Source organism: Rhodococcus sp. ACS1, from assembly GCF_002300155.1.
Lineage (GTDB): Bacteria > Actinomycetota > Actinomycetes > Mycobacteriales > Mycobacteriaceae > Rhodococcus_F > Rhodococcus_F koreensis.
Genome location: NZ_NSDZ01000001.1, coordinates 125382 through 151411, shown reverse-complemented (window position 1 = coordinate 151411; position 26030 = coordinate 125382). Strand labels below are relative to the sequence as shown.

Sequence of the window (26030 nt, the reverse complement as noted above, 5' to 3'; positions counted from 1 at the left end):
CATGAACGATCAGGACAGGAACGAACTGTTTATCGGTGGCCGGTGGGTGGCACCGAAGTCCGGTGGAAAGGTGGACGTCATCGAGGCGGCCACCGAGAAGGTGCTGGGTACCGCCGCCCTGGCATCCAACGCAGACATCGATGAGGCTGTCGCGGCCGCGCGCACTGCATTGTCCGGGCCGTGGAGCGCACTGACCAACGCTGAGCGCGCCGACCTGCTCGACACGTTCGCCGCTGCCCTCAAATCCCGTGGCCGTGACACCTCCCGGCTGGTGAGCCGCGAGAACGGGATGCCGATCGCGCTGTCGGGCGGTGTCAACGGTTTCGGCCCCGCAGCGATGATTTCGTACTACGCCGGGCTGATCCGCGATGCCGCCAACGAGGATGTGCGGCCGAGTGCATTCGGTGGTCGCACCGTCGTGCGCCGCGACCCGGTGGGTGTGGTCGCGGCCATCACGCCGTGGAACTATCCGCAGCCGCTCGCGGCGATGAAACTCGCTCCCGCGCTCGCGGCCGGGTGCACGGTGGTGCTCAAGCCCGCCCCCGAGACGGCGCTCGATGCGTTCGCCTTCGCCGAGGCTGCGGTCGAGGCGGGTCTGCCCGACGGCGTGATCAACATCGTCCCTGCCGACCGAGCGGCGAGCGCATACCTGGTCGGGCACCCGGGCGTCGACAAGGTGGCGTTCACCGGGTCCACCGCGGCAGGCCGCGCGATCGGCGAAGTGTGCGGTCGGCTGCTGCGCCCGGTCACCCTCGAGCTCGGAGGCAAGTCCGCGGCGATCGTCACCGAGCGCGCCGATCTCGACGTGTTCGCGAAGAACCTGCTCGAGGTGTCGCTCGTGAACAACGGTCAGACCTGCCACGCGAGTACCCGGATCCTCGCCCCCCGCTCGCGATACGACGAGGTGGTCGACGCGGTCACCGAGGCCGTGCGGGCGCTGACCGTCGGTGATCCGCTCGACAAGGCCACCGATATCGGTCCGCTCGTCTCGGCTGCGCAGCGGGACCGCGTCCTCGGCTACATCGAGGCGGGCCGCGCCGATGGCTACCGCATCACCACCGGAGGTGGCGTTCCCGCAGCGCAGCCGCAGGGCTGGTTCGTCGAACCGACCGTGTTCACCGGTGTCGAGAACTCCGCGCGCATCGCGCAGGAAGAAATATTCGGTCCGGTGCTGACCCTCACCGCGTACGACGGGGAGGACGAGGCAGTCGCCATCGCCAACGACTCGGAATACGGCCTCGGCGGCACGGTATGGACCACCGACGAACAGCACGGACTCGACCTGGCCGCGAGAATCCACAGCGGCACGGTCGGCGTGAACTACTACGCCCTGGACCTGGACGCACCGTTCGGCGGCGTCAAGTCGTCGGGGCTGGGCCGCGAGCTCGGCCCGGAAGGTCTGGCACCGTACTTCATCGCGAAGTCGGTGTACTTCGGAACCCGCTGACCAGAACGCAGGTTTCGCGACAAGCACACACTTTGGAGCACATGATGGCACTACCACTGCAGGGTGTCCGGGTACTGGAACTGACGGACGGATTCGGCGACACCGCCGGCCGGTTCCTCGCCGACCTCGGGGCCGAGGTCATCCGGGTCGAACTTCCCGGAGGCTCAGGCTCGCGTTCGGCGCAGCCGGTCCGGAACGGTGTGAGCATTCCGTTCGCGCTGCGCAATGCGAACAAGTTCGGTGTCACCCTCGACCTCGACGAGGACGAAGGCCGGGAACGGCTGCTCGCACTCGCGCGGCGCTCGGACATTCTCCTGGAGTCGTTCGCACCGGGCTACCTCGCCGCGCGCGGTGTGGGTGCCGCGGACCTGGTCCGGATCAATCCCGCGCTCGTGGCCGTGTCGATCACCGGCTTCGGCCAGGACGGTCCGTATCGCGACTGGGTGGCGACGGAACAGGTGCTCTATGCGCTCAGCGGTGTGCTGTCGCGGTCCGGCGAGCCGGCGCAGCGGCCGCTGCTGCCCCCCAACGGTCTGATCGACGAGTCGGTAGGCGTGCACACGGCGTGGTCGGCACTGCTCGCCTACTACGACCGGCTCCACACCGGGCGCGGGCAGACCGTCGACATCTCGGCGTTCGAGGTCATCGTCCACGGGTTCGACCCTGGCTTCGGTGTGCAGGGCTCCGCTGCCGCCGGTCGCTCCGAGGACTACCCGCGTGGCCGGCCCGACGCCGCCAACTTCTATCCGGTCTATCGTTGTGCCGACGGGCAGGTGCGTATCTGTCTGCTTGCGAAACGGCAGTGGCGAGCGATGTTCGAATGGCTCGGCGAACCCGAGGAATTCGCAGACCCGAAGTACGACACCATCCCCGCACGGTTCGCAGCGTCCGCGCGACTCAACCCGCTGATCGACACTTTGTTCAGTACCTACACTCGCGATCAGCTCGTCACCGAAGGCGCTGACCGGGGCATCCCGATCGGCGGCCTCAACACCGTCTCCGAGGTTCTCACGACTGAGCACTTCGACGCGTCCGGTACGTTCGTCGACACCGAGATCGCCTCCGGTCTCACCGCGCGCGTCCCGTCCGGATACGCGAAGATCGATGGGCAACGTGCTGGATTCCACACCCGTGCACCAGAACTCGGCGAACACAACGAAGTGGTTTTCGGATCGGCCGCCGGCGAGTCCCGCGATCCGTTTGCCGCGCCGCAGCGTGAACCGGGTTCGCATCCGTTCGAGGGGCTTCGAGTCCTCGATATGGGTGTCGTCGTCTTCGGCGCGGAACTCGGGCGTCAGTTTGCGGATAACGGTGCCGATGTCATCAAGATCGAGAACTCGAACTTCCCCGACGGACTGCGGCAGTCGCGGCGCGGCGATACGCTGGCCGCATCGGTGGCGTGGGGGCACCGCAACCGTCGCAGCCTCGGGCTGAACCTGCGCAGCCCTGAGGGCATCCGCATCTTCAAGCAGCTGGTCGCCGAAGCGGACATCGTACTCGCCAACTTCAAACCCGGCACACTCACTTCGATGGGCCTGTCCTACGACGAGCTCGCCGCGATCAACCCGCGCATCGTCGTGTCCGAGAGCAGCGCCTTCGGGAGCGTCGGTCCGTGGAACAAGCGGCTCGGCTACGGCCCGCTGGTGCGGGCGGCCTGCGGCGTCTCGGCGCTCTGGCGATACTCGGACACCTCGGACGGACTGTGCGACGGTTCCACCGTCTATCCCGATCACATCGCGGGGCAGGTCACCGCGACCACGATTCTCGCCACGCTGATCAACCGGCTGCGGACCGGGCGCGGTGCCGCGGTCGAAGTGGCCCAGGCCGACACGGCGGTCGTGCAACTGGGCAACCAGCTCGTCGCGGAACACCTCGAACCGGGCTCGATCAAAGCACCGGGCAATGCGGATCCGTACTCGGCACCATCCGGGGTGTACCCGTGTGCGGGCGACGACGAGTGGTGCGTCGTCACGGTTCGGGATGACGCGGACTGGGCACGGCTCTGCGGGGTGCTCGGCCGGCCCGATCTCATCGACGACCCACGATTCGCGACCGCGGAGCGCCGGATCGAGCACCGGGCCGAGGTGGATGAGGTGCTGGCCCAGTGGATGGCGCTGCACACACCGACCGAGGCAATGGAGACGCTGCAGACGGCCGGTGTCCCGAGCGGCGCGATGATCCGATTGCCGGAATTGCTCACCAACCCCCAGTTGGTTGCGCGCGGCGCCTACACCGAGCTCGCGCACGAGCTGCTGCCGGCACCGCTTCCGACGGCGAAGCAGGTGGCACACTTCGCCACGTTGCCGGACTGGCCGTTGCGGCAGGCGCCGTTCGCCGGTGAGCAGACACGCGAGATCTGCGAAAGTCTGCTCGGCATGGGCAGGGTCGAGATCGACTCGCACGTCCGGGACGGGGTGCTGCAGCCGCCCGCTGACGATCCGGCGCTGTCGGCAGTACCGTCAGGTGTGTGACCGCCTCACCTGCATGACTGCGGCGGTCAGATGCAGACGCAAAGGTCCCCGGAATTCCTCCGGGGACCTTCTGCGTGTGCGGGCGTGATCAGCCTGTCTCGCGCGGAATCAGCGTGTCGACGGTGTGAAGGTGATCGGCAGCTTCGCGCACCCACGGACCTGAGACGAATGGAACACCGGAGAATCGCCCGGGACGAGGGCATAGTCGGGAATCCTCGTGTGGATTTCCTCCATGGCCAGTCTCAGCTCGAGCCGTGCGAGGTGGGAGCCGAGGCAACGATGCGGGCCGGCACCGAACCCGATGTGACGGTTGGGATGCCGCTCGATCTGGAGGTCATCAGGGTTGTCAAACTCATTCTCGTCGCGATTGGCACCGGTCATCACCACCAGTAGTTGGTCGCCGGCCTTGACGGAGACCCCGCCGATCTCGATGTCGCGGGTGGCCCGCCGCCCTGCGCTGGTGGCGGTCTCGATGCGCAGAATCTCCTCGACCGCCGACGGAATCAACGTCGGATCATCGATGATCGCCGCGCGCTGCTCGGGGTTGTTCGACAGGTGGATCAGCCCCCAGGCGAGAGCACCCTGCACCGTGTGCAGTCCCGCGACCAGAAGCAGGAAGAACATCCGACTGAGTTCCTCGTCGGTGAGCTGCCGAGGTGTTCCGTCGACGTCGAGTGGTGTGTTGATGATCTGCGTCGTGAGCGAGTCGGTGGTGTCCTCGCCGGAACGGACGCGCGCGACGACTTGACCGAAGTATTCGTAGATGTCGGCGGCGGCCTTCGCGCGTGCCTCGGCGGATTCTTCCTCGCTCGCCCCGGGAATGCCCTGGAGCGTGATGTCGGTCCACTCCGTGAACCGCGGTGCGTCGCTCAGTGGCCATCCCATGAGTGCAAGGAAGATTCGCGTCGGCAGCTCGTGCGCGAAGTCGGAAATGAACTCGACTTCGCCCCTGTGGGCGAACTGGTCGAGCAGTTCGGTGATGATTGCCCGGATCTCGGGTTCGAGCGCCTTCATCTGCTTGGGGCTGAACAGTGGCTGCAAGGCCTGCCGGTAGTAGCTGTGCTCCGGCGGGTCGAGTTCGAGCGGGAGGAACTTGCCCTGCGCTGCATTCAACAGATTGTTGGGAAAGCTCGAGAACGTCGCAGGGTCCTGGAGAACTTGGAGAGCTTCCTTGTATCCCGTGACAACCCAGTGCCCGCCGTGGTGCGGGGAGTGCAGGATCGGTCCTTGCTTGCGTAGCGCGGCGACCCGATCTTGAAACACATCGGTCGGCACGGCCAGGGATGGATCGTACACATCGAAATCGGTGACCAGGTGCGCGGGAATGTCGATCTGTGTCGTGGTCATGGCGATCCTTCGCGAGGAGAGTGATCCGGAAGAATCACCTCGGTAGTCGAGGCGGTCTTCCGGGTGCGTCAGGTGAATTCGCGCGTGGTGTACGCGCACGGGCTGACATGGTGAGAGGGCGATTGCCTGGGAATGAAGGTAGATCAGCGGATTCCTCGCGGTCAACCGGCTCTGGGCTGTATGTCCGTTTCGGCCTGCAAAATGACGGGGCAGGGGCGGTTCCCTTGACCGATTAACCGATGGGGTTTAGATTAACCGGATGTGATCCGCGACACGCCGAGGCGGGAGGGTTCTCGGTTGACGTGTGGCGGATCGCGATTTGCTTGTGAACGCTGAATTTCGGTTCAGGACAAAAGGTTATGTATCCCAACTGCCTCGGGATAGGTCGAGGCCCATGCTGCCCAGAAGGATCACTCCCTTGAGTTCATCGGTCAGGATCACGGAGATCGTCGACAAGGTTCCTGTGTCGAATTTCCAGCGGCGAGCAATCGCCATCTGCTTGGCATTGGCGTTTGCCGACGGATTCAACGTCCTGTCGATCGGTTACGCGATTCCGAGCCTCGCGGATTCCTATGGCGTCGCGGCGGCCGACTTCTCGATTGTGGTCATGGCGGCGTTGATCGGCGAGATATTGTCGAACCTCCTGATCGCACCGCTGGCGGACCGCTACGGGCGCAAGCGAATCATGGGTCTCGGGATTGTCGTGTTCGGGCTCGCCGCCATTCCTTCCTTCTTCGCGTCCTCGATCGTGGCACTCGCGGCGTGTCGCTTCGTCGCGGGAATCGGAATCGGTGCCGCGGTACCCAACGGATTCGCCCTGGGCAACGAGTATTCGCCGACGCGCCTGAAGGCGACCACGGTCACCGTGCTCAGTTCGGGAACTGCTGTCGGTGGCCTCGTTGTCGGACTCATTGCATCCCGACTGGTACCCCTGCACGGCGGCGAAGCGCTGCTCCTGGTCGCCGGTGCCATTCCTCTCGTCATCCTGGTTGCAACGTGGCGTTGGCTCCCCGAGTCGATCGAGTACCTCGCCAAGTCCGGCCACTCGGCGAAGGTCGCGGCCATCCTCGACGAGATCGAGGTCGGCACGACCCACAGCGCGGACACCGAGTATCTCTTGCCTTTTCAGCCTGCCGGTGCACGCGTGGCTGCGCTCTTCGCCAACGGACGGGCAGCCGTGACGGTGCTTATCTGGTCGATGATGTTCTTTGCGCTCTTCGGGAGCTACTTCGTGCTCAGCTGGCTGGCGACCATCCTCACAGGCAACGGGGTGGAAGAAGGCACCGCGCTGCTCGCGACATCGCTCGCCACGCTCGGTGGCATCGTCGGGGCGCTGGCGCTCGGTGTGGCGATGGATAGAAGCAGGTTCGGTGTCGCCGCCGCAATCCTCGGGCCGATTGCCACCATTGCGTCGGTTTCCCTGCTCGCGTGGAACCTTACGGTCGGCGCTTCCTCGATCGCGGTGGGCGCACTCTGCTTCACTCTCGGGTTCGGCGCGATCGGGCTTGCAGCGGCCCTGACCTCGGTCGCGGCGCAGGCGTACCCCACCTCGGTGCGTGCGACAGGGATCGGCTGGGCGTTCGGAGTGAGCCGGATGGGTGGGCTGGTCGCGCCGGCGCTGGGTGGAGCCTTGCTGGCTGCGAACATGGCGAGTTCGATGGTTCTGCTGTTGTCGGCGATACCAGCGGCGATCGCCGGAATTCTGGTGGGGTGGTGTGCACGTACTCTGCGTCGCGCTACCGCGTCGGGAGTGTCGGCCGCCATCGAGCCGTCTCGGCCCGGTGATCTCCTATCGGGCTGACGGATTCCTCTCCCCGGCTTGTTCAAAGAATCGATAGGCATTAGATTAATGAGGTGATCCACGGAACGGCCTGCGAGTGGGTCGTTCAGGGACACCTCCGAACGGGCAGTACACGAATTCCTTCCACACGAGCCCTTTTCGAAGGGTGGCCGTTTCCCGATCATCTCCCGAAAGGGCATCAATGAGCTTTCGTCGCGTGATCGCTGTCGAACGCAACGGCGCAGCCGTACTCGCTGTCGACGAGAAGGTCGAAAGGCTGGACGCGGCCGGTATCGACCCCATCTGGCGAACCGATTCGGTTCCGGAGGTACCTAATTCCGGTGTCGTGCCGGACGTCGTCGGATTTCCGGACCCCGGAGGAGTCTGGGTAATCGGCTGGGTGCTCGCGCCCGGACGAATCGGCGACAACGACAACGGAATTGTCGATATGGACGAGCACGCACCGGGATTTCACCGCACCGATTCCGTGGACGTGCACGTCCTTCTCGAGGGCACGCTCGTGCTCGAGCTCGACGACGGCGTGGAGATCGAACTGTGCGCCGGCGACACGGTTGTGGTCAACGGCAACAAGCACCGATGGCACAACCGTGGAGACGAGACAGCCCGCGCCATCGTCACCATCTGCGGCGCCTCACGCAATGACCGACAGGAGATCTGACATGGAACCGACAGTTGCGAACAACGGGTCGTCCGAGAGTGCTGCGCCGGCCGCGAGGAAAGCGCCACTTCGGTGCGGAGTGTTCCTTCCGCCGTACCACAACCCTCGACGCAATCCCACGATGGCGATCGAACAGGATCTCCGCCACGTCGAGGACCTCGATCGGCTCGGATTCCATCAAGTGTGGTTCGGGGAGCATCACAGCGGTGGATACGAGGTCGGGCCGTCGCCGGAACTGATGATCGCTGCGGCTGCCCAGCGGACGTCACGCATCGAGCTGTGCAGTGGAGTCATCTCGTTGCCCTACCACCATCCGCTGATGGTCGCCGATCGAATCACCTTCTTGGATCACATGACTCGTGGACGCATCCGCATCGGTGTCGGACCGGGTGCGCTCGTGGCCGATTCGCAGATGATGGGCATGGACTACAGCCTGTTGCGGCCGCGGATGGAAGAATCCCTCGACGCCATCCTGGAACTGCTCGGCACGCCGGGTCCGGTCGACCGGAAGACGGAATGGTTCACCCTCGAGGACGCTCGCGTCCAGCTGGGCCCCTACTCGTACCCGGGCATCCCAATCACGGTCGCGGCCGCGATGTCGCCGTCCGGCCCGAAGCTCGCCGGGAAGTACGGACTCGGCCTGCTGTCCATCGGCGGCACCGGCGACAAGTCGATCGAACTCCTCGAGCAGACGTGGGGCATCACCACTCATGAGGCGAACGAGCACGGGCAGAGCGTGGACCGCGACGACTGGGCGATCGTCGGCAACATCCATATCGCCGACACCGTCGAGCAGGCCGTGGAGGACACCAGGTACGGCCTGCGCGACTTCATGGACTACCGCCACGTGGTCACCCCGATGAAGATGATCGGGCCCGGCGAGCAGGTTGCGCACGAGGAGCTCGTCCGGCGTGTCAACGAATCCGGATACGGCTGCATCGGCGACGCGAACGACGCCATCGCCTACATCCAGAAGATCATCGACCGCACCGGCGGCTTCGGCACCTTCCTCGCGACGGCGCACGACTGGGCCGACACCGAGGCCACCTCGCGCATGTACCGACTTCTCATGCGCGACGTCATGCCCCGCTTCACGAGTGCATGCGAACCGCTCCTGAACTCCTACCACTGGACGCAGGCACGCAAGGAAGGCTTCAGCGAGCGGTTCGCGACCGGGATCAGCAAGGCGACGAAGGACTACGAGCGTGTGAAAAGTGCTCGGTAGTACAGCAATTCCGAAATCGACACCTCTCATTCGTACTCAGGAGCATTGATGACTTCACTCGACGGAAAAGTAGCTGTGATCACCGGCGGCGCACGAGGACAGGGACGTTCTCACGCACTCACCCTTGCCGCTGCCGGCGCGAAGATCGTGGTGTGCGACGTCGCGGCACCGATCAAGGAAGTGCAGTACGCACTCGCGACACCGGACGACCTCGAGGAGACGATCCAGCTGGTCAAGGAAGCCGGGGGCGAGATTGCCGGCATCCAGGCCGATGTCCGGAGCAGTGCGGATATGAAGGCGGTCGCCGACCTGGCCGTATCGCAGTTCGGGCGGATCGACATCCTGCTGGCCAACGCCGGCATCCACGATCACGCCGAGTCCACGATCGAGATCGACGACGACGCATGGCAGACCATGCTCGACGTCAACCTCACCGGGGCGTGGAAAGCCTGCAAGGCCGTCGTCCCCGTGATGATCGACGGAGGCCGAGGCGGATCGATCGTGATCACCTCGTCCGTCGACGGACTGGGTGCTTCCCCGTCGTGGGGGCACTACGGTGCCGCGAAACACGGCCTCCAGGGCCTGAAGGACACCCTCGCATTCGAGCTCGCCGACCACAACATCCGGGTCAACACTGTCAACCCGACCGGAGTCAATTCGCCCATGGCGGCCGGCCTGTCGCAGGTGCTGCCACACGTGGTGCGCAAGTGGAAGCACAACGACCGCACGAACCTGCTCGACGTGATAATGCTCGAACCCCAGGACATCTCCGACGCGGTGCTGTGGCTCGTATCCGACGCCGCGAAATACGTGACCGGGATCGACCTGCCGATCGACGCGGGTTACCTGACCAAGCACTGACCAGGCACTGACCGAAGAGGTTCGCCGCGGCACCCACTTGCGGGGCAAGGAGCAACATGTCAATTCACGAGAGCGGAGCGATTCGATGACACCGAGTGCCGGTGCGGCCCGTAAGTTCCCGGCCACGGCTCTGACCGGTCCGTACGCGGACGGCCTCGACCTGCCGTACTGGGAGGGTCTGCGGGCGGGTGAGCTGCGGTTGCAAAGGTGCGCCGAGTGTGACCTGTGGATCTGGGGACCACGGTGGATGTGCGGTCGGTGCCAGACGTTCGACCCGGAGTGGGTCGCGGTGGAACCGGTCGGACGGGTCTTCTCGTGGTCGCGGACCTGGCATCCCTTCATCCCGGAACTGGCCGGCGAATTGCCGTACGTCACGGTTCTCGTCGAACTGCCGCATGCCGGAGGACGCCGAGTCCTCGGTTTGCTGGCCGAGAGCGGCGATACCGACATCGCCATCGGTGATGCAGTTGCGGGCATCATCCAACAGCCTTCCGAGGCGCCCTGGCCGCTGCTCCGATGGCAACGCGCGCACACGTCGTCCGAGACCGAGCGGGGAGCACAACGATGACCGATACATTTCTGCGCGGTGCGGCGGCAGTGGTGGGCGTCAGCGAATTCCACTACAAGCGAGGGGAATCGCCCGACAGCGAGCTTCGGATGACCTTGCAGGCGATTGTCCAAGCTGCTGCCGACGCCGGTGTGTCGCCACGCGAGATCGACGGCTTCGTCTCGTACGGCGGCGGTGAGAACGACGGGACGGTCGTGGGTGCATCGCTGATGGCGCACCGGATCCGATGGTCGAACATGATCTGGGGTGGTGGCGGGGGCGGCGCCGCTGCGGCGATCACCAACGCGGCGGTCGCCATCGCGGCCGGTCAAGCACAGTGTGTTGTCGTGTATCGCGCCATGGCACAACAGGATTCCGGGCGTCTCGGATACGCCAAGCACCATTTCGACGGTCACATGCTTCCGCACGGCGTCGGATCACCGGCCCAATCGTGCGCGCTACGCACCCAGCGGATGCTCGAGCACGACGGTGTTCCGGAATCCGCGATGAGGTCGCTGGTTCTCGCCGACTACCTCCACGCGCAGCAGAATCCGGATGCCGCCGCGTTCGGTCGTCCACTCGACGAATCGACCTACGAGGCCGCCCGGATGATCGTCGAGCCGTACCGGCTCTACGACTGCTCTCGGGAGAACGACGGAGCCGTCGCGCTGATCCTGGTGGCCGCCGATCGCGCCGAGAAGCTCCATTCGAATCCGGCGTATGTGCTGGCCGGCTGCCAGGGCGCGGTCGGCGGATACGCCGTCGACACCGAGAACGATCTCGATTACACCTCGGCCGGATTCTCCGGGGCCGCTGGGGTCGCGGAAACCCTGTGGGCGGATGCCGACCTCGGTCCCGACCAGATCGATGTCGTCCAGGTCTACGAAAACTTCAGTGGCTCCGGTGTGGCCGCACTAATCGATCACGGACTGTGCCCGCGCGGCGCAGAAGCCGGCAAGGTCATGACGGTCGAGAATCTGACCGCTCCACACGGACTGCTTCCGGTGAACACCAGCGGTGGCAACCTCGCAGATTCGTTCGTCAACGGAATGGGGCTGGCAGTCGAGGCCGTGCGCCAGGTGCGTGGAACGTCGACCAACCAGGTTCCCGATGCGCAGGTGTCCCTCTTCATCGGTGGACCCATGGCCGCACTCTCGAGTTCGGTCCTTCTGTGCACGCGCGACGTGCTGTGAGCTGACAGGAAGCAGGACATGAGCACCGACACCGACACCGACACCGACACCGAGGGCGTGTCGATCGCGGACCGAATCGTCGGCGCCTGGGAACTCGTCGAGTATTCGACGACCACCGACAGCGGGACGGTCGACTACCCGCTGGGCCTCGACGCTCGCGGACTGATCATCTACTCGGCGGACGGGTTCATGTCGGCACAGATCATGCGCCCCGACCGAACCCGGTACCGGTCGCCCAACGTGCACAGCGGCGAGGTGAGCGAGCGAAGTGAGGCTGCCGGCGGATACCTCGCGTACTCGGGCCCCTACCGCGTCGACGAGGACAACTCCGCTGTCTGGCACGAGATGGCAGTATCGCTGTACCCGAACTGGATCGGCGACAACCAGAAACGCAATGTGCGGTTCGACGGCGACATGATGACCCTGTCGTCGGATCCTCTCGTGTTCCGCACTACCACGCTGTCCCCGGCGCTGGTGTGGCGACGGACCACATCACGTTCGGAACAGGCAGCGTCGTGAGCGTGGCGCAGGTTACCGTCGCCGTGGACCTGTCGACACCGACCGCGCCGGTAGACAGCACCATCCTGGTACGACGAACGGGTGTTTTCGATACGGTACGGATCACAGCTGCGGACCTTCGTGCGGCGCAGAGGAAGCGCTCTCGCATTCATGCAGAGTTCGAAGAAGGTGGCGACGCGAGCAGTCGGGTCGACGTGCTGCTCGACGTCGTCGTCCACATCGCGTCCGATGCTCGCACCGCCCGCTCCGAAGTGAGGTGGCAGCCGTCGACGACCGACACGGCCGGAGACGACACCGTCGTCTACGTCGGAACGCCGAGCGGCCTCGCAAGCTTGATCCTCGACATCCGGTCGGCGGAGGTGGCCGACGGCGTCACCGTGGTACCGGCCATTGCGGAGGGGGAATCGCGCGATGCGTGTGTGCAGCTGTTGATGGGTGAAGTGCTGACGATGCTCGAAACCCGCAACCTGACCTCGGATGCGACGGTTCGACAACACGCCAGCTGAGCCCACACCACCGAGAGAGGAGACACCCGTGCGAATCGTTGTCCACCGGACCCGCGGTGAGCCGCAGATCCGGCTCGAAGACGCCGATGAGTTCGGCTCCCTCCAGATCGAACCGGCCGACCCGGAGCACAGTATGTCGGCAGGCGACCTTGCCTTTCTCGGCAGACCGTCCGGCGAACAGTACGTCTTCGTCGATCCGGGCGCGATCCGTGCTCTGGCGGGGGCGCAGGCCTCCGACGAGTCGTGGTCGGCGAGCTTCGACGCGATGGTCGCGTACGCCGACAGTCGCGGATGGCTCAATCCTGCAGGCGAGATCAGGGTGCACATCGCACCGTGCGAATGAGAGGACGGCACATGTCGACACGATTGGATAGTCTCACGGGCACGGTGGTGGACACCCGGGCGCTCCGCGATGTATTGGGGCATTTCTGTTCCGGCGTGACGGTGGTGACGGCGATGGTGGGCGAGGAACCGGCGGGGTTCACCTGCCAGTCGTTTTCGGCGCTGTCACTGGATCCGCCTCAGGTATTGCTGTGCCCGAGTAGACGTTCGACGAGTTGGCCGGCGATCCGTACCGCTGAAACATTCTGTATCAACGTACTTTCCTCCGGCCAACACAACCTCAGTGACCGCTTTGCGAAATCGGGTGGACCGAGGTTCGAGGGGGTGCAGTGGCGCCCGGCCGGGCACGGAGCGCCGATCCTGGGCGGTGTGGCGGCCTGGTTCGAGGTGACGCTCGCTGCGGAGCATGACGGTGGCGATCACCTGATTGCGGTCGCCGACCTGCTCGACTTCGGGTCCGACTCCACCACGCAACCGTTGGTCTTCCACCGCAGCCGATACGGCGAGGTCGTGGATCTGAACCACCGGTCCTGACGCAGACCTCGAGTGAAAGTGTGAGTGATGGGACGGCCACCGAAGCCCTTGATCAGTCGGAGTTCGACGATCGCGGCAAGCATCGAGATCATCGACACCGAAGGAATGGATGCGTTCAGTCTGCCGCGTGTTGCCAAGCAACTTAACGTGAAAACGTCCTCGCTGTATCACCATTTCGCTGATCGTCGTGAGCTCATGACGGAGGTGGCGAAGGAGATCATGACGGAGGCGACCGTGCCGGAATATTCGCCGGGTACCCATTGGGTGGAGTGGTTCGTCGAACTCGGTCTCAACTACCGCGACGCGATCCTCCGCCACCCCAACGCAGCGCTGGTGCTGGTGCAGTTCCTTCCGCGTGACGTCCTCACGAGCACGTATGAGAAGTGCGCTCGGATCCTCGACGAGGGGGGCGTACCGGCACCCCTGCATGTGGTGATACTGGACGGGTTGGAAAAAATCTCACTCGCGACCACTCTCACCGACCTCATGCGCGACCCGGTCAACAACAGGGAGATTTTCCCGAATGTCGACGAGCACAAACATTCCACGCTGACCCGCGCGCTGGCGGCCAACAAGTGGTCGTCGCGCGAGCTCTTCGTGGTGACGATCCGTGGTTTCCTGGCCGGGGTGATGGGACTGGCCACTACACCGGTAAGCGGCGAAAGCCTGCGGGATTTCATCGGCTCCTGAGCGATGCGGTCGCTGGAACCCGGCGGGCAGCATTCCGAGGACACGGGTCCAACGGTACGTAGGCGATCTCGCTCGGTTCGTCAAAACGGTTGTTTACCAGGAAATTCGGATGTTCGACCGGGTGTGTGTTGACTTGACAGCATTTATCTACAGCCTTACGGTATATCCGAGCTGGCAGACCATGACCGAAGGGCGCCAACTTCTGTGCCGGCGTGTTCCTGCCGCGGGTTTTCGAAAGAACATTGTTTTCGAGCTGCCCGGTGAATTCGATCTACCGATGATGCGGAGTGAGCCATTATGACCCTTGATTTGTATGTGGACGGCACGTGGACTACCTCTGCGAGCACCGAGCGTATCGACGTCGTCAATCCGACCACCGAGGAGCCGATCGGGGACGTCCCCGCGGGAGCTGCGGTGGATGTCGATCTCGCGGTGGCCGCGGCGAGGCGGGCGTTGGAGCAGTGGTCGCAGACCGAGCCGAGCGCACGAGCCGAACTCGTCTCGCGCCTGGCGGACGAGTTGGAGCGGCGGCAGGACGAGATCACGGACATCGTCGTCGCCGAGGTCGGCACCCCGCGCAGGGTCGCCCGCTGGGCCCAGGTCGGATTGGGCATCGTCGACCTGCGGGAGGCGGTAACGGCCGCGAAGGATTTCCCCTGGGAGGAACCACTCCGCAATTCGCTGATCGTACGTGAGCCGGTGGGTGTGATCGGCTGCATCACGCCGTGGAACTACCCGCTGCACCAGATCACCGCCAAGATCGGTGCTGCGCTGGTGACCGGGTGCACGGTGGTCGTCAAGGCCAGCGAGGTCGCCCCGTTTACCGCCCGCGCTCTGGCAGACGCGGCCGACGCGGTCGGAATCCCACCCGGCGTGTTCAACCTCGTCCACGGGTACGGACCGATCGTCGGCGAGGCCATCGCCGTTCACCCGAACATCGATATGGTCAGCTTCACGGGCTCGAACTCGGTCGGCAAGAGAGTCCTCGAACTGGCCGCGGGAACCGTGAAGCGGGTGTCGGTCGAACTGGGCGGTAAGAGCGCGGCGGTGCTGCTCGACGACCTGAGTGACGACGAGTTCGCGAAGGCCGTGCTGCACACCGTGCGGGCCTGCTTCATGAACGGCGGACAGTCCTGTAATGCGCAGACCCGCATGGTAGTGCCGCGCTCGCGCCTCGCGGCCGCAGAGAAGCTTGCCGCGGAGGCGGTCGCCGGCTACGCACCGGGCGACCCGACCGACGGCGACACGAAGCTCGGACCCATGGTCACCGCAGCTCAGCGTGAGCGGGTGCTCGGCTACATCCGTGCAGGAGTCAAGGAAGGCGCGAAGCTTGTTGCCGGCTCGGTCAACGCGCCTGCCCGTACCGGTTACTTCGTGGAGCCGACGGTGTTCTCGGACGTGGACCCGGACGCCACGATCGCCCAGGAAGAGATCTTCGGTCCGGTGCTGTCGATTATCCCGTATGACACGCCCGAGCAGGCGGTCGAGATCGCGAACGGCACGATCTTCGGTATCGCCGGTGCCGTGTGGTCCGGCGACCCCGAGCGCGCGAAGTCGATCGCACGCAAACTGCGTGCCACGCAGATCGAGGTGAACGGTGGAAAGTTCAACGGTGCTGCGCCGTTCGGCGGGTTCAAGCAGTCCGGTCACGGGCGTGAGGGCGGGGCGTTCGGCCTCGACGAATTCACCGAAATCAAGAGTCTGCAGCTTTAGCGACGTGTGCGGGGGCCCGAGCGGACCCCGCGAAGGAGAGTGTGCACGATGGTATATACCGATCTGCCGTACGACGAGGCGACGAAAACGGGCTTTGCGCGGACGATGTTCGATCACCTCGACAACGGCACCACCGATCTGGCGCCGGAGATCCTCGAGATCGATCCGCGCGTCTACACCGACCCGGAACTGGCGGCGCGTGAGCGCAGAGAGCTGTTCGGATATGTTCCGATCATCGCGGCGCACAGCACCGAATTGCCCGGGAAGAACGACTTCCTGACCGTTCAGCTACCCAACAATGAGGTTGTTCTCGTTCGGCAGGCGGACGGTGGAGTTCGTGGCTTCGTCAACACCTGCCGGCACCGAGGAGCCAGGCTCGTTCCCGATGAGAAGGGCTCGAAGCGCATCTTCTCGTGCCGCTACCACGGCTGGGCTTATGGGGCGGATGGCAGCCTGCGATCGATCGCGGACGAACCCACGTTCGGAACGGTCGATCGCAGCTGCATGAGCCTGCTGGAGATTCCGGTCGAGGAACGGCACGGCTTCGTCTGGGCCATCGACTCGGCAGCGGGTGGTCGCAAGATCGACATCGCGCAGTGGCTCGGCCAGGAGTTCGACGACTCCCTCGCCGCCATGGAGATGGACAAGTACACCTGCTACGTCACCGAGAACTTCGATGTGGACATCAATTGGAAGGTCCTGATGGACGCCTTCCTCGACGGCTACCACATCACCTCGACCCACGCCGGGACTGTGGCCCCGTACTTCTACAACAACGCGCAGGCGTGGGAGCCGATGGGCAGGCACGGACGAATGGTGACCGCTCGCAAGAGCATCGACGCGGTGCGTGGTGAGGCACCCGAGGGTGCGTCGATCGATCGGCACATCACCGTTGCGCATTTCCTGATGCCCAATATGTCGGTGTTGCGTCAACCGGACCATTTGGAGGTGCTCAATTTCGTACCCGCTCCGGGCACGGCCGTCGAGACTCGGATGCAGATGCGTCTGCTCACGCGGGAGCCTGCGGTGACCGACGAGCAGAAGGTGCGGTGGGACAAGAACTGGAGCATTCTCATGGCCGTGCTTCGGGACGAGGATCTCGTCGTCAACGAGGGCTTGCAGAAGGCTGTCGCGAATACGGACATCGGGCCGCTCTATTTCGGGCGCAACGAGATTGCCAACCAGCACTTTCATCAGTGGATGGCCCGCGCGTTCGCGGATCCACGGAGATGGGGATGAGAACCGGCTTCTGATGCACTCTGGTGGTCGGCGGCCGACTCTGTCGGCCGCCGATTGCTGTCTCGGCCGAATCATGCTCAATATCAGCATATTGAGACAATTCAACCTCTGTAGCTGCTTGCCTCGAGGTATCTATACCCATTAGATTGAAGCGATGTGACGTATAGGTCCCGGGCCGGCACCTCGACGGACCGCAAGGAATGTGCATCCGAATGCTCTGCCCCCAGTTGATGCACGTTCACGTCGTCACTCGCACGTCACCGGCACATCGAACGCAGATACTCACACCCTGAAGGAACCAACATGTCGAATAAATCCAGTCTGGGGAACGAGAGGACCACTTCGGGTGCTCGATCCGTGGTCCTTACCTGCTTGGCCATCACGATCCTCGATGGTGTCGATCTCATCATGTTCGGCGCGGTCCTCCCGACGTTGTTGGAGACCGAACAGTGGGGAATCACCACCGCAACAGCAGGACTGATCGGAAGCCTGTCACTATTCGGCATGATGGCCGGTGCGATGCTGGCCGGCTACATCACCGATCGCATCGGTCGGCGACCTGTCGTACTCGCCTGCATCGTGAGCTTCAGCCTCTTCACCGGATTGTGTGCCATGGCGCCGAACCTGGAGGCTTTCGGCCTCTTCCGGTTGCTTGCCGGGCTCGGTTTCGGTGGAGCTCTCCCCACCCTCATTGCGCTCACCCAGGAATACGTCAAGGTCGATCGGCGGCAGTTCTACAACGGCGTCATCCAGACCGGGTTCCCCATCGGAGGAGTCTTGGTTTCCATTGCTGCCATCTTCATGATTCCCGCGTTCGGCTGGAAGTCGATGTTTGCTGCGGGTGGCCTCCTGGGCATCGTCCTGTTCGTCATTGCGTACCGGCACCTGCCCGAATCGATCGCATTCCTCACGAGCAAGGGGCGGCACGCGGAGGCCCGTGCGCTGGCGCAGCGATACTCGATCGATGCCGGCGCCGAGTCGGGCATGGCCCTCGATCAGACGAGGAGCACAGATACCGAGACGAAGTCGGGACTAAAGCTCCTGTTCGCGCCTGGATACAGGATTGCGACGATCATGTTCCCACTCATCACTTTCTTCGGTCTCCTCGTCTCGTACGGCATGAATACCTGGATCCCGCAGATGCTGAGGGCGTCAGGTTACGATCTCGGGTCCGCTCTGACGTTCCTGCTCGCCTTCAACCTCGGCAGCGGGTTCGGCATGGTGGTCATCACGGGTCTGGCGGATCGGCTGGGATCGCGCCGGGTGATTTCGGTGAGCTTCGTCGGTGGTGCGCTCGCGGTGTCCGCACTGACTCTGCAGCCGGCGCAGGCGCTCGTATTCGGATTGGTTCTGCTGATCGGTTTCTGCGCGTCGTCCACGACAGGTGTCTACGGATTCGTCGGGGTCTTCTACCCGGCTGCGGCACGTGGTACGGCGCTCGGCCTGGCTGTGGGTCTCGGCCGGTTGGGCGGGGTGTGTGGCCCCATTCTGACCGGTCTGATCATGAGTTCTGCCCTTGGCGCGAACTGGGCCTACTACGCCTTCGCGTTCGCCGGAGTGGCCGCCGCGGTGCTGGTGGCACTGGTTCCTCGCAAGAAGCGAGCCGAACGCGAGACGCCCGTCGCCGTCGAAAAGGCTGCCGAACCCGCGTGAGCACCGATCGTTCCTACGACTTCTGGAGCACGTGATGTTCGATCTTCTGATCGCGAACGGAAGAATTGCCGATGGAAGCGGCGAACCCGCCGTCGTTGGTGATGTGGCGATCACCGATGGCAAGATCGTCGCGATCGAGCCGACGATCGACGGTGATGCTCGTGAAGTCATCGATGCCACAGGGAAACTGGTGATCCCGGGGTTCATCGACGTCCACACCCACTACGACGGTCAGCTCACGTGGGACACCGAACTGCTGCCGTCCTCGGGCCACGGCGTGACAACGGTGATTACCGGAAACTGTGGAATCGGGTTCGCGCCGGTTCGCGAGGGAACCGAGGATTGGCTCGTGGCTCTGACCGAAGGCGTGGAGGACATTCCCGGCTCGGCTCTCCACGACGGCATCACCTGGGGATGGGAGACCTTCCCGGAGTACCTGGACATCCTCGCCGAACGTGAGTTCGCCGTGGACGTTGCCACGCAGGTGCCCCACAGTGCGGTCCGGGCGTACGTGCTGGGAAACCGTGCGGACAAGGATGAACCGGCGACCGACGACGAGGTAGCCGAGATCGCTCGCATTGTGGGCGAAGGCATCAGCGCAGGCGCGGTGGGTGTCGGGACCTCGCGAGTGGCGGCTCATCGCGGGTCGGGTGGTGAAACGCTTCCGGGCACAAGGGCCCCGGAGGAGGAATTACTCGCAATGGCTCGTGCAATGCGTGATGCGGGCGGCGGTGTGTTCCAATTGGTGCCCTCCGGAGTTGCGGGAGGCGTAGAGGGACAGCCCGGCGAGCAATACCGTGCCGGGCTGGGTACGCGCGACGCCACCACCCTGTCGTCGGAGATCGAGATGATGCGACGACTGTATCGGGAAACCGGTCAACCCATAACATTCACCTTCGCCGAGAATCTGACGCTCGGCGCGGAGGAGTTCACGAAGGCCCGCGCAATCATCGCGGACGCGGGGAGATCCGGCGAACGCATCCACCCGCAGATTGCGCCCCGGGCAATCGGCGGGCTGATCTCCCTGGCGACCTACCACCCGTTCGTCGGGCGTCCCAGCTACGTGGAGGTCGCGGATCTACCGTTGGCCGAGCGGAGGCGCAGGATGGCGCAACCGTCGGTGAAGGCGCGGATATTGGCTGAAGAGGATCTTCCTGTCGATTCCGGCGACCCACGCAAACACACTCACCTGACGTTTCAGCGCAATCTCGCGAACATCTACAGCCTTGCCGATCTCGACTACGAACCCGACCCGAGCAGATCGATGGCCGGGCGCGGCGAGGCCGAAGGCCGGGACCCACTCGACGTTCTCTACGACTTGCTGATCGCCGACGAGGGGCGTGCGATTCTGATCTGGTTCGCCACCGGATTCGTCCACGGCAATCTGAACCGGATCGGCGAGTTTCTCAGCGATCCCCAGTACGTGATGGGGCTGGGGGACGGGGGTGCGCACGTTGCCTTCATCTGCGACGCAAGCTTCCCGACGTTCCTGCTGTCGCATTGGGGGCATCGCCGTCGTCGCGGACCGCGGTTCGCGATCGAGAGCCTCGTCCGGAGACTCACGAAAGACCCGGCCGAACTGTACGGATTCGACGACCGCGGCTCGTTGGCCGTGGGTAAGCGTGCGGATCTGAACGTCATCGACGTCGAGAAGCTGTCGTTGACGCTCCCGCGACTCGTCGCGGACCTGCCCTCGGGCGCCGAGCGATTCATTCAGGAAGCTCGCGGTTACGCGGCGACCGTCGTCGCCGGAGTCGTGACCAGACGGGACGACCGGGACACGGGCGCCCGGCCCGGACGGCTCTATCGGAAGGCGGTGACGGGCACACTCGCACCGTCGACTGTTGCATAACCTAGTCATAGTAGATAATGTGCTGTGACACCGGACACATTCGGGTGTGGCTGTCGAATTGCGCGGTCGATGTGCGCGATGTCGAAATCGACTGGGGTTGTGTGTAATTCGATGTCTCCATGTCGGCTCGTACGAATCGGATTCCTTTCCGACCCTCGTGTCGAGCTCGGAAAGGGTAGGAAGGGTCGACCGATATGAGAACGAAGACGAGGCTGAACTGCCCCTGCGGTGCGGCGATCGCCGGTAGCGACGAGGACGACCTGGTGGCGAAGGCTCGGGAGCACTTGCGCGCGTCGCATCCGGGGATGGAGTACTCGCGCGACGAGATCCTGTTCATCGCGTACTAGCTCCGCCTGGCAATTTACAAAATATGATTGACGTATCACGTATCATGTATGTAACCTTGATCACACGACAGTAGGAACCGCAAGGGAGTCGCTGTCGTCCAACATCTTCCATCCATTTGTCACATGTTCGAGCCGAGGAGCATTCATGAGACTCGAAGGTAAAGTTGCGCTGATCACCGGTGCGGGGTCCGGGCTGGGGCGCGAGGCATCACAGTTGTTCGCGTCGGAGGGCGCGAAGGTTGCGGTGGTCGATATCGATCCGGAGCGTGCGAAGGGCACGGTCGAACTGGTCGAGAAGCAGGGCGGTTCGGCAATCGCAGTCACCGCGGATGTCCGGGTCGAGCAGCAGGTCATCGATGCCGTTGCGGCGACGGTGGCGGCGTTCGGCAAGCTCGATATCGCGTGGGCCAACGCCGGCATCGTCTCCCGCGGTGGCGTGCCGTCCGTCGCCGGTGGCGAGCACGTCGAATTCCAGGATCTGACGGATGCCGATTGGCAGGACGTGATCGGTGTGAACCTGTCGGGTGTGTTCTACACCGCGAAGGCGTCGGTACCGGCGCTGCGGGAGAACGGCGGCGGTGTCATCCTGGCGACGTCGTCGGCCGCATCGTTCGCGGCATACCACAGCATCGCGGCGTACTCCGCGACGAAAGCCGGCGTGAACGGCATGGTCCGGGGGTTGAGTTTGGATCTCGGCAAGTACGGGATCCGGGTGAATGCGATCGCCCCGACGCACGGGATGTCGCCGAACTTCCTGGCGCCTGCTGGTTCGCCGGTGGTGGGTCAGTCGTATGAGGAGGTAGCGGGTCCGTGGGATGCTTCGGTGTCGCCGATTCCTCTGAAGCTCAATCGTCCGCCGTCGCTGCAGGACAATGCGCGTGCTGCATTGTTCCTGGTATCGGATGAGTCGGCGTACATTTCGGGTGTCACGCTTCCGACGACCGATGGTGGGACGTTGTCTCGTGTGGCGATGATGTTCCCGGAGGACGGGAACAATCCTCCTCCGATGGTCACCGGCGAAGACTGACGCTCATGACCACCCACGACACGGAAACCCAGCACCGAACGCGCCGACTCGTCGTGGATCGGTCGGCGTGCGCGGGACACGGCCTGTGTTACAGCCGTTCCCCAGAGGTCGTCGACTGCGACGATTCCGGGTATCCGGTGATCGTCGAGGAGGTGCTCGAGCGCACCGAGCACATCGCGGCGGCCGAAGAGGCCGCCGCGATGTGCCCCGAACGGGCATTGACTCTCGAATCGCCCTGAGTCCTTCGATAAAGCAGCCCCTGCAAACGAGGCGGACAGCATGACCATTACCGAAGACCAATCGACTCCCGTCGTCGACTTCGACATCTACGACCCCGCCCTTGCCTATCCGGTCGACACCGTTCAGAAAAAGGTCGCCGAGCTGGCGGCCAAGGGGCCTGTCGTGTATTCGACCGCGCACGGCGGTCATTGGATCGTCACCCGGTACAAGGAAGTCCACGAGGTGCTCCGCAACCCGGAGACCTTTTCAAGCTATCCGAACAACCTCGTCAATGCAGGCGACGGCAAATTCCTGCCGCTCGAACTGGATCCGCCGGAGCACACCGCCTACCGGGTGGCGCTGCAACCGCTCTTCTCACCCCATCGGATGAAGGCGCTCACCGAGCAGATCCGCGGAGCCGTCAACGAACTCATCGACGACTTCGCAAGTCAGGGTGAGGCGGAATTCATCACCGCTTTCGCGCACGAGCTGCCGACGCGCGTATTCCTGGCCTTGATGGACTGGCCGATCGAGGACGCGCCCAAGCTTACCGAGGCCACCGACATCGCACTGATGGGTAAGCCCGGTGCGAGTGAAGAAGAGTCCGCACAGGCGCGCGTCGAGGCCGCGCAACAGATGTTCGCGTACTTCCAGAAGATAGTCGACCAACGCCGCACCAACCCGGGCGACGACGTCACGTCGACTCTCATTCACACCGAGATCGAACTCGCAGACGGCAAGCGCCTGCTCACGGACGAAGAACTCAGCCGGATGTTCTTCCTCCTGCTCATCGCGGGTTTGCATACCGTGCAGGGCTCGTTGGCGTGGGCGATCATCCATTTGGTCAACCGCCCCGACCAGCGCGCGGCGCTCATTGCCGACGACGGGCTGATTCCCAGTGCCGTGGAGGAAATCCTGCGGATCGAAGCCGCGGTCATCATGGGCCGGCGCGCTACACGCGACGTCGAACTCGGGGGAGTGCAGATCAAGGAGGGCGACCAGCTCATCGTCACGCTGTGCTCGGCCAACCGCGACGCCGACGAGTTCGACAATCCCGACATGCTGGATCTCGAGCGGACTCCCAATCGTCACCTGTCGTTCGGTGCGGGGCCGCACCGATGCCTGGGTTCGCACCTTGCACGTCTGGAGCTGTCGATCGCGCTCGAGGAACTGCACCGTCGCATCCCCGATTACGAACTGGTCGAATCCGACCCGCCGGTCCTGCACGCCTCGCAGGTCCGTGGATGCCTGCGGCTCCCGATCAGGTTCACACCGACGTCCTGAGCGTCGGACCAATCCATGTCACCCCGGCGGCGCGTCGATCCCCCCACGAACCTCGTGGATGACCGACGCGCCGTACGGCATTCGAAGGGTGTTCTACGGTGATTTCTTCCGACGTATCTGCTGACCTGGTCGTCGACTTCGATGTCTACGACCCTGCCCTCGCCGCTCCAATCGATGTCTTCCAGGAGAAGGCAGCCGAACTCCGCGCCCGCAGCCCGATCGTCTACTCCCCGCACTACGGTGGGCACTGGATCGTCACCCGCTACCAGGACATTTTCCGAATTCTGCGCGACGCTGAGACGTTCTCCAGTTATCCGAACAACCTGGTCGACGCCGGCCAGGGCAAGTTCATCCCGGTCGAGATCGATCCGCCCGAGCATACGGCCTACCGCCAGGCACTCCAGCCGCTGTTCAGCCCCGGGCGAATGAAGGAGCTCGAGCCGAAGATCCGCGAGATCATCAACGAACTGATCGACGGCTTCGCAGCCTCCGGCCGGTGCGAATTCGTCGCCGAGTTCGCGCATGCGCTGCCGACGCGGGTATTTCTGACGCTGATGGGGTGGCCGCTCGACGATGCCGAGCGGTTCACGGAGTGGACTGACACAGCACTCCAAGGCATTCCAGGAGCCGACGAGGAGGAGTCCGCCCGCGCTCGGGCAGAAGCGGCGACGAATGTGTTCGAGTATTTCGGGGCGTTCGTCGATCGCGTGCGTTCCGGGCAGGAGGACGCCGAAAGCGTTACGGCGCAGATCGTCCACACGCCGATCCAGATGGATGGCGCCGAGCGACACCTCACGGATGAGGAACTGCGCCGCATGTTCTTCCTGCTGCTCATTGCGGGACTGCATACGGTGCAAGGCTCGCTTGCATGGGCCATGGTCCACCTCACGAACAATCCGGTCCAACGGCAAGCGCTCATCGACGACAGCGGCATGGTGCCGGAAGCCGTGGAGGAGATCCTTCGTATCGAAGCCGCAGTCAGCATGGGGCGCCGGGCCACCCGCGATGTCGAGATCGCCGGTGTGAACGTCAAGGCCGGCGACCAACTGCTGCTACTGCTCTGTGCGGCAAACCGAGACGATGCCGAGTTCGAGGACCCGGACGCATTCGTGATCGATCGTGGCCCCAACCGGCATCTGTCGTTCGGGGCTGGACCGCACCGATGCATCGGATCGCACCTCGCCCGCCTCGAACTGACGCTGGCTATGGAGGAAATCCACAGGAGGATTCCCGATTACGCGATCGTCGAGAGTGATCCACCGCTGATGCACGGCACGTCGGTACGTGGCTGCGTTCGACTGCCGCTCGTCTTCACTGCGGAATCCTGACGTGACCCCAGGAAGGGGACCCGATTCGATCAGGTCCCCTTCCTCGTTGTCCGAGTTGGTCAGGCCTTCAGCAGATCACGATGAATGATTTCCTTCATGATCTCGTTGGTGCCGCCGTAGATACGCTGGATCCGGGCGTCGATGAATGCCTTCGCGACCGGATACTCCATCATGTACCCGTAGCCGCCGTGGAACTGGACGCCGGCGTCGATGACACGGCCCTGCAGTTCGGTGGCCGACAGCTTCGCCTTGGACGCGTCGACTGCGGTGAGTGTGCCGTTGTTGTACTCGCGCACGCACCGATCGATATAGGTGCGCGAGACCTCGACGGCCGTCTGCAGTTCCGCGAGAGTGAAGCCCAGACCCTGGAACTCTCCGATGCGCTTGCCGAACGCGGTGCGTTCCTTGACGTAGTCGAGAGTCCAACCCATCACGGCTTCGGCCGACACCTGCGCGGCGATACCGATGCCGAGCCGTTCGAGCGGCAGGCTCTGCATCAGGTATCCGAAGCCCTGGCCGAGCTCTCCGAGGACGTTCCCGTTCGGAACACGCACATTCTCGAAGAACAATTCGGCGGTGTCCTGGGCGTGCAACCCGACCTTGTCGAGCTTGCGGCCCCGGGAGAAGCCGGGCATGCCCTCTTCGACGACGAAGAGACTGAACCCCCGTGATCCGGCGTCGGGGTCGGTCACGGCGAACACGATGACGAGGTCGGCGAGGATGCCACTGGTGATGAAGGTTTTGGAACCGTTGAGGATCCAGTGATCACCGTCGGGTACCGCGGTGGTGGTGATGCCCCGCAGATCACTGCCGGCGGCGGGCTCGCTCATCGCGATCGCGCCGATCGTCGCACCCGTGACGAATCCCGGTAACCAGCGCTGCTTCTGTTGATCGTTGGCGTGGCGGAGCAGATAGTTGAGGACGATGTCGTCGTTGGTCGAGAATCCAGACTGCAGGGCCGATGCGCCGACCCGTGCGATCTCGGATTGGATCACGACGCGGAACCGGTAGTCGAGTTCATGCGGACCGCCGTACTGTTCCGGGACGGTCAGGCCGAGTAGGCCCTGTTTGCCGGCGGCGAGCCAGGTGTCGCGGTCGATGAGTCGGTCGGTGTCCCATTTCTCGAGATTCGGTACGACGTGCTTGTCGACGAAGCTCCGGACGGAGTCGCGGAACAGCTCGTGGTCGTGTTCGAAGAGATCGCTCTCCACGTAAGCCTCCTGATGC

General features: G+C 64.0%; 24 protein-coding genes. 22 read left to right on the top strand and 2 right to left on the bottom strand.

From position 1 onward, the window contains the following. Position 1 precedes the first annotated feature (1 nt). Both CJ179_RS00750 and CJ179_RS00745 read left to right on the top strand, forming a co-directional pair. Positions 2–1447, top strand: a complete 1446-nt coding sequence (locus tag CJ179_RS00750; protein WP_095860399.1) for an aldehyde dehydrogenase — start codon at positions 2–4, stop codon at positions 1445–1447. A 41-nt stretch (positions 1448–1488) separates the two neighbouring features. After that, positions 1489–3918: a CaiB/BaiF CoA-transferase family protein gene (locus CJ179_RS00745; protein WP_095860398.1), complete on the top strand. Its 2430-nt coding sequence runs from the start codon at positions 1489–1491 to the stop codon at positions 3916–3918. Positions 3919–4026: 108 nt separating this feature from the next. On the opposite strand, the gene CJ179_RS00740 is transcribed toward CJ179_RS00745, so the two are convergent. Beyond that, positions 4027–5265, bottom strand: a complete 1239-nt coding sequence (locus CJ179_RS00740; RefSeq protein ID WP_095860397.1) for a cytochrome P450 — start codon at positions 5263–5265, stop codon at positions 4027–4029. Between the two features lie 418 nt (positions 5266–5683). Between CJ179_RS00740 and CJ179_RS00735 the strand changes: the two genes are divergently transcribed. The 20 genes from CJ179_RS00735 to CJ179_RS00640 all read left to right on the top strand — a co-directional run bounded on the left by CJ179_RS00735 (position 5684) and on the right by CJ179_RS00640 (position 24803). Continuing rightward, positions 5684–7066: an MFS transporter gene (locus tag CJ179_RS00735; protein ID WP_179377478.1), complete on the top strand. Its 1383-nt coding sequence runs from the start codon at positions 5684–5686 to the stop codon at positions 7064–7066. A 196-nt stretch (positions 7067–7262) separates the two neighbouring features. Beyond that, positions 7263–7724 carry a cupin domain-containing protein gene (locus tag CJ179_RS00730; protein ID WP_257015214.1) on the top strand — a complete coding sequence of 154 codons (462 nt, stop codon included), beginning with the start codon at positions 7263–7265 and terminating at the stop codon, positions 7722–7724. Position 7725: 1 nt separating this feature from the next. Continuing rightward, complete coding sequence (locus CJ179_RS00725; RefSeq protein ID WP_095860394.1) at positions 7726–8949, top strand: LLM class flavin-dependent oxidoreductase; 1224 nt, start codon at positions 7726–7728, stop codon at positions 8947–8949. A gap of 48 nt (positions 8950–8997) precedes the next feature. Further along, entirely contained in the window at positions 8998–9810 is an 813-nt protein-coding gene (locus CJ179_RS00720) for a mycofactocin-coupled SDR family oxidoreductase (protein WP_095860393.1), read from the top strand. A gap of 85 nt (positions 9811–9895) precedes the next feature. Then, entirely contained in the window at positions 9896–10378 is a 483-nt protein-coding gene (locus CJ179_RS00715; protein ID WP_095860392.1) for a Zn-ribbon domain-containing OB-fold protein, read from the top strand. Beyond that, positions 10375–11550 (top strand): transporter, encoded by a 1176-nt coding sequence (locus tag CJ179_RS00710; protein ID WP_095860391.1) that lies wholly within the window; start codon positions 10375–10377, stop codon positions 11548–11550. Before CJ179_RS00715 ends, CJ179_RS00710 begins: the two co-directional genes overlap by 4 nt. Positions 11551–11568: 18 nt before the next feature. Beyond that, positions 11569–12069, top strand: a complete 501-nt coding sequence (locus tag CJ179_RS00705; protein WP_095860390.1) for a lipocalin-like domain-containing protein — start codon at positions 11569–11571, stop codon at positions 12067–12069. 2 nt (positions 12070–12071) lie between these two features. Further along, complete coding sequence (locus CJ179_RS00700; protein WP_257015211.1) at positions 12072–12575, top strand: hypothetical protein; 504 nt, start codon at positions 12072–12074, stop codon at positions 12573–12575. Between the two features lie 28 nt (positions 12576–12603). Then, on the top strand, positions 12604–12918 hold the full coding sequence (locus CJ179_RS00695) for a hypothetical protein (protein WP_095860388.1): 315 nt from the start codon (positions 12604–12606) through the stop codon (positions 12916–12918). Then, a complete protein-coding gene (locus CJ179_RS00690; RefSeq protein ID WP_306454228.1) occupies positions 12867–13451 on the top strand; it encodes a flavin reductase family protein in 585 nt (194 codons plus the stop codon). The genes CJ179_RS00695 and CJ179_RS00690 overlap by 52 nt, the downstream gene beginning before the upstream one ends. Before the next feature lie 27 nt (positions 13452–13478). Continuing rightward, complete coding sequence (locus tag CJ179_RS00685; protein ID WP_095860386.1) at positions 13479–14141, top strand: TetR/AcrR family transcriptional regulator; 663 nt, start codon at positions 13479–13481, stop codon at positions 14139–14141. 297 nt (positions 14142–14438) lie between these two features. Next, positions 14439–15854 carry an aldehyde dehydrogenase family protein gene (locus CJ179_RS00680; RefSeq protein WP_095860385.1) on the top strand — a complete coding sequence of 472 codons (1416 nt, stop codon included), beginning with the start codon at positions 14439–14441 and terminating at the stop codon, positions 15852–15854. A gap of 48 nt (positions 15855–15902) precedes the next feature. Further along, a complete protein-coding gene (locus CJ179_RS00675; protein WP_095860384.1) occupies positions 15903–17093 on the top strand; it encodes an SRPBCC family protein in 1191 nt (396 codons plus the stop codon). A gap of 303 nt (positions 17094–17396) precedes the next feature. After that, positions 17397–18746, top strand: coding sequence for an MFS transporter (locus CJ179_RS00670; RefSeq protein WP_095860383.1), 1350 nt, complete (start codon positions 17397–17399; stop codon positions 18744–18746). Positions 18747–18780: 34 nt separating this feature from the next. After that, on the top strand, positions 18781–20598 hold the full coding sequence (locus tag CJ179_RS00665; RefSeq protein ID WP_095860382.1) for an amidohydrolase family protein: 1818 nt from the start codon (positions 18781–18783) through the stop codon (positions 20596–20598). A gap of 194 nt (positions 20599–20792) precedes the next feature. Next, on the top strand, positions 20793–20945 hold the full coding sequence (locus CJ179_RS00660) for a DUF1059 domain-containing protein (RefSeq protein ID WP_095860381.1): 153 nt from the start codon (positions 20793–20795) through the stop codon (positions 20943–20945). A gap of 145 nt (positions 20946–21090) precedes the next feature. Next, complete coding sequence (locus tag CJ179_RS00655; protein ID WP_095860380.1) at positions 21091–21972, top strand: SDR family NAD(P)-dependent oxidoreductase; 882 nt, start codon at positions 21091–21093, stop codon at positions 21970–21972. A gap of 5 nt (positions 21973–21977) precedes the next feature. Beyond that, the gene (locus CJ179_RS00650; RefSeq protein ID WP_095860379.1) at positions 21978–22211 is read left to right on the top strand and encodes a ferredoxin; all 234 of its coding nucleotides are present in this window, start codon (positions 21978–21980) and stop codon (positions 22209–22211) included. 40 nt (positions 22212–22251) lie between these two features. After that, positions 22252–23475 carry a cytochrome P450 gene (locus CJ179_RS00645; protein ID WP_095860378.1) on the top strand — a complete coding sequence of 408 codons (1224 nt, stop codon included), beginning with the start codon at positions 22252–22254 and terminating at the stop codon, positions 23473–23475. A 98-nt stretch (positions 23476–23573) separates the two neighbouring features. Then, positions 23574–24803 (top strand): cytochrome P450, encoded by a 1230-nt coding sequence (locus CJ179_RS00640; RefSeq protein ID WP_095860377.1) that lies wholly within the window; start codon positions 23574–23576, stop codon positions 24801–24803. A gap of 59 nt (positions 24804–24862) precedes the next feature. Here CJ179_RS00640 and CJ179_RS00635 read toward each other — a convergent pair whose 3' ends face one another. Further along, positions 24863–26014 (bottom strand): acyl-CoA dehydrogenase family protein, encoded by a 1152-nt coding sequence (locus tag CJ179_RS00635; protein ID WP_095860376.1) that lies wholly within the window; start codon positions 26012–26014, stop codon positions 24863–24865. Positions 26015–26030: the final 16 nt, after the last annotated feature.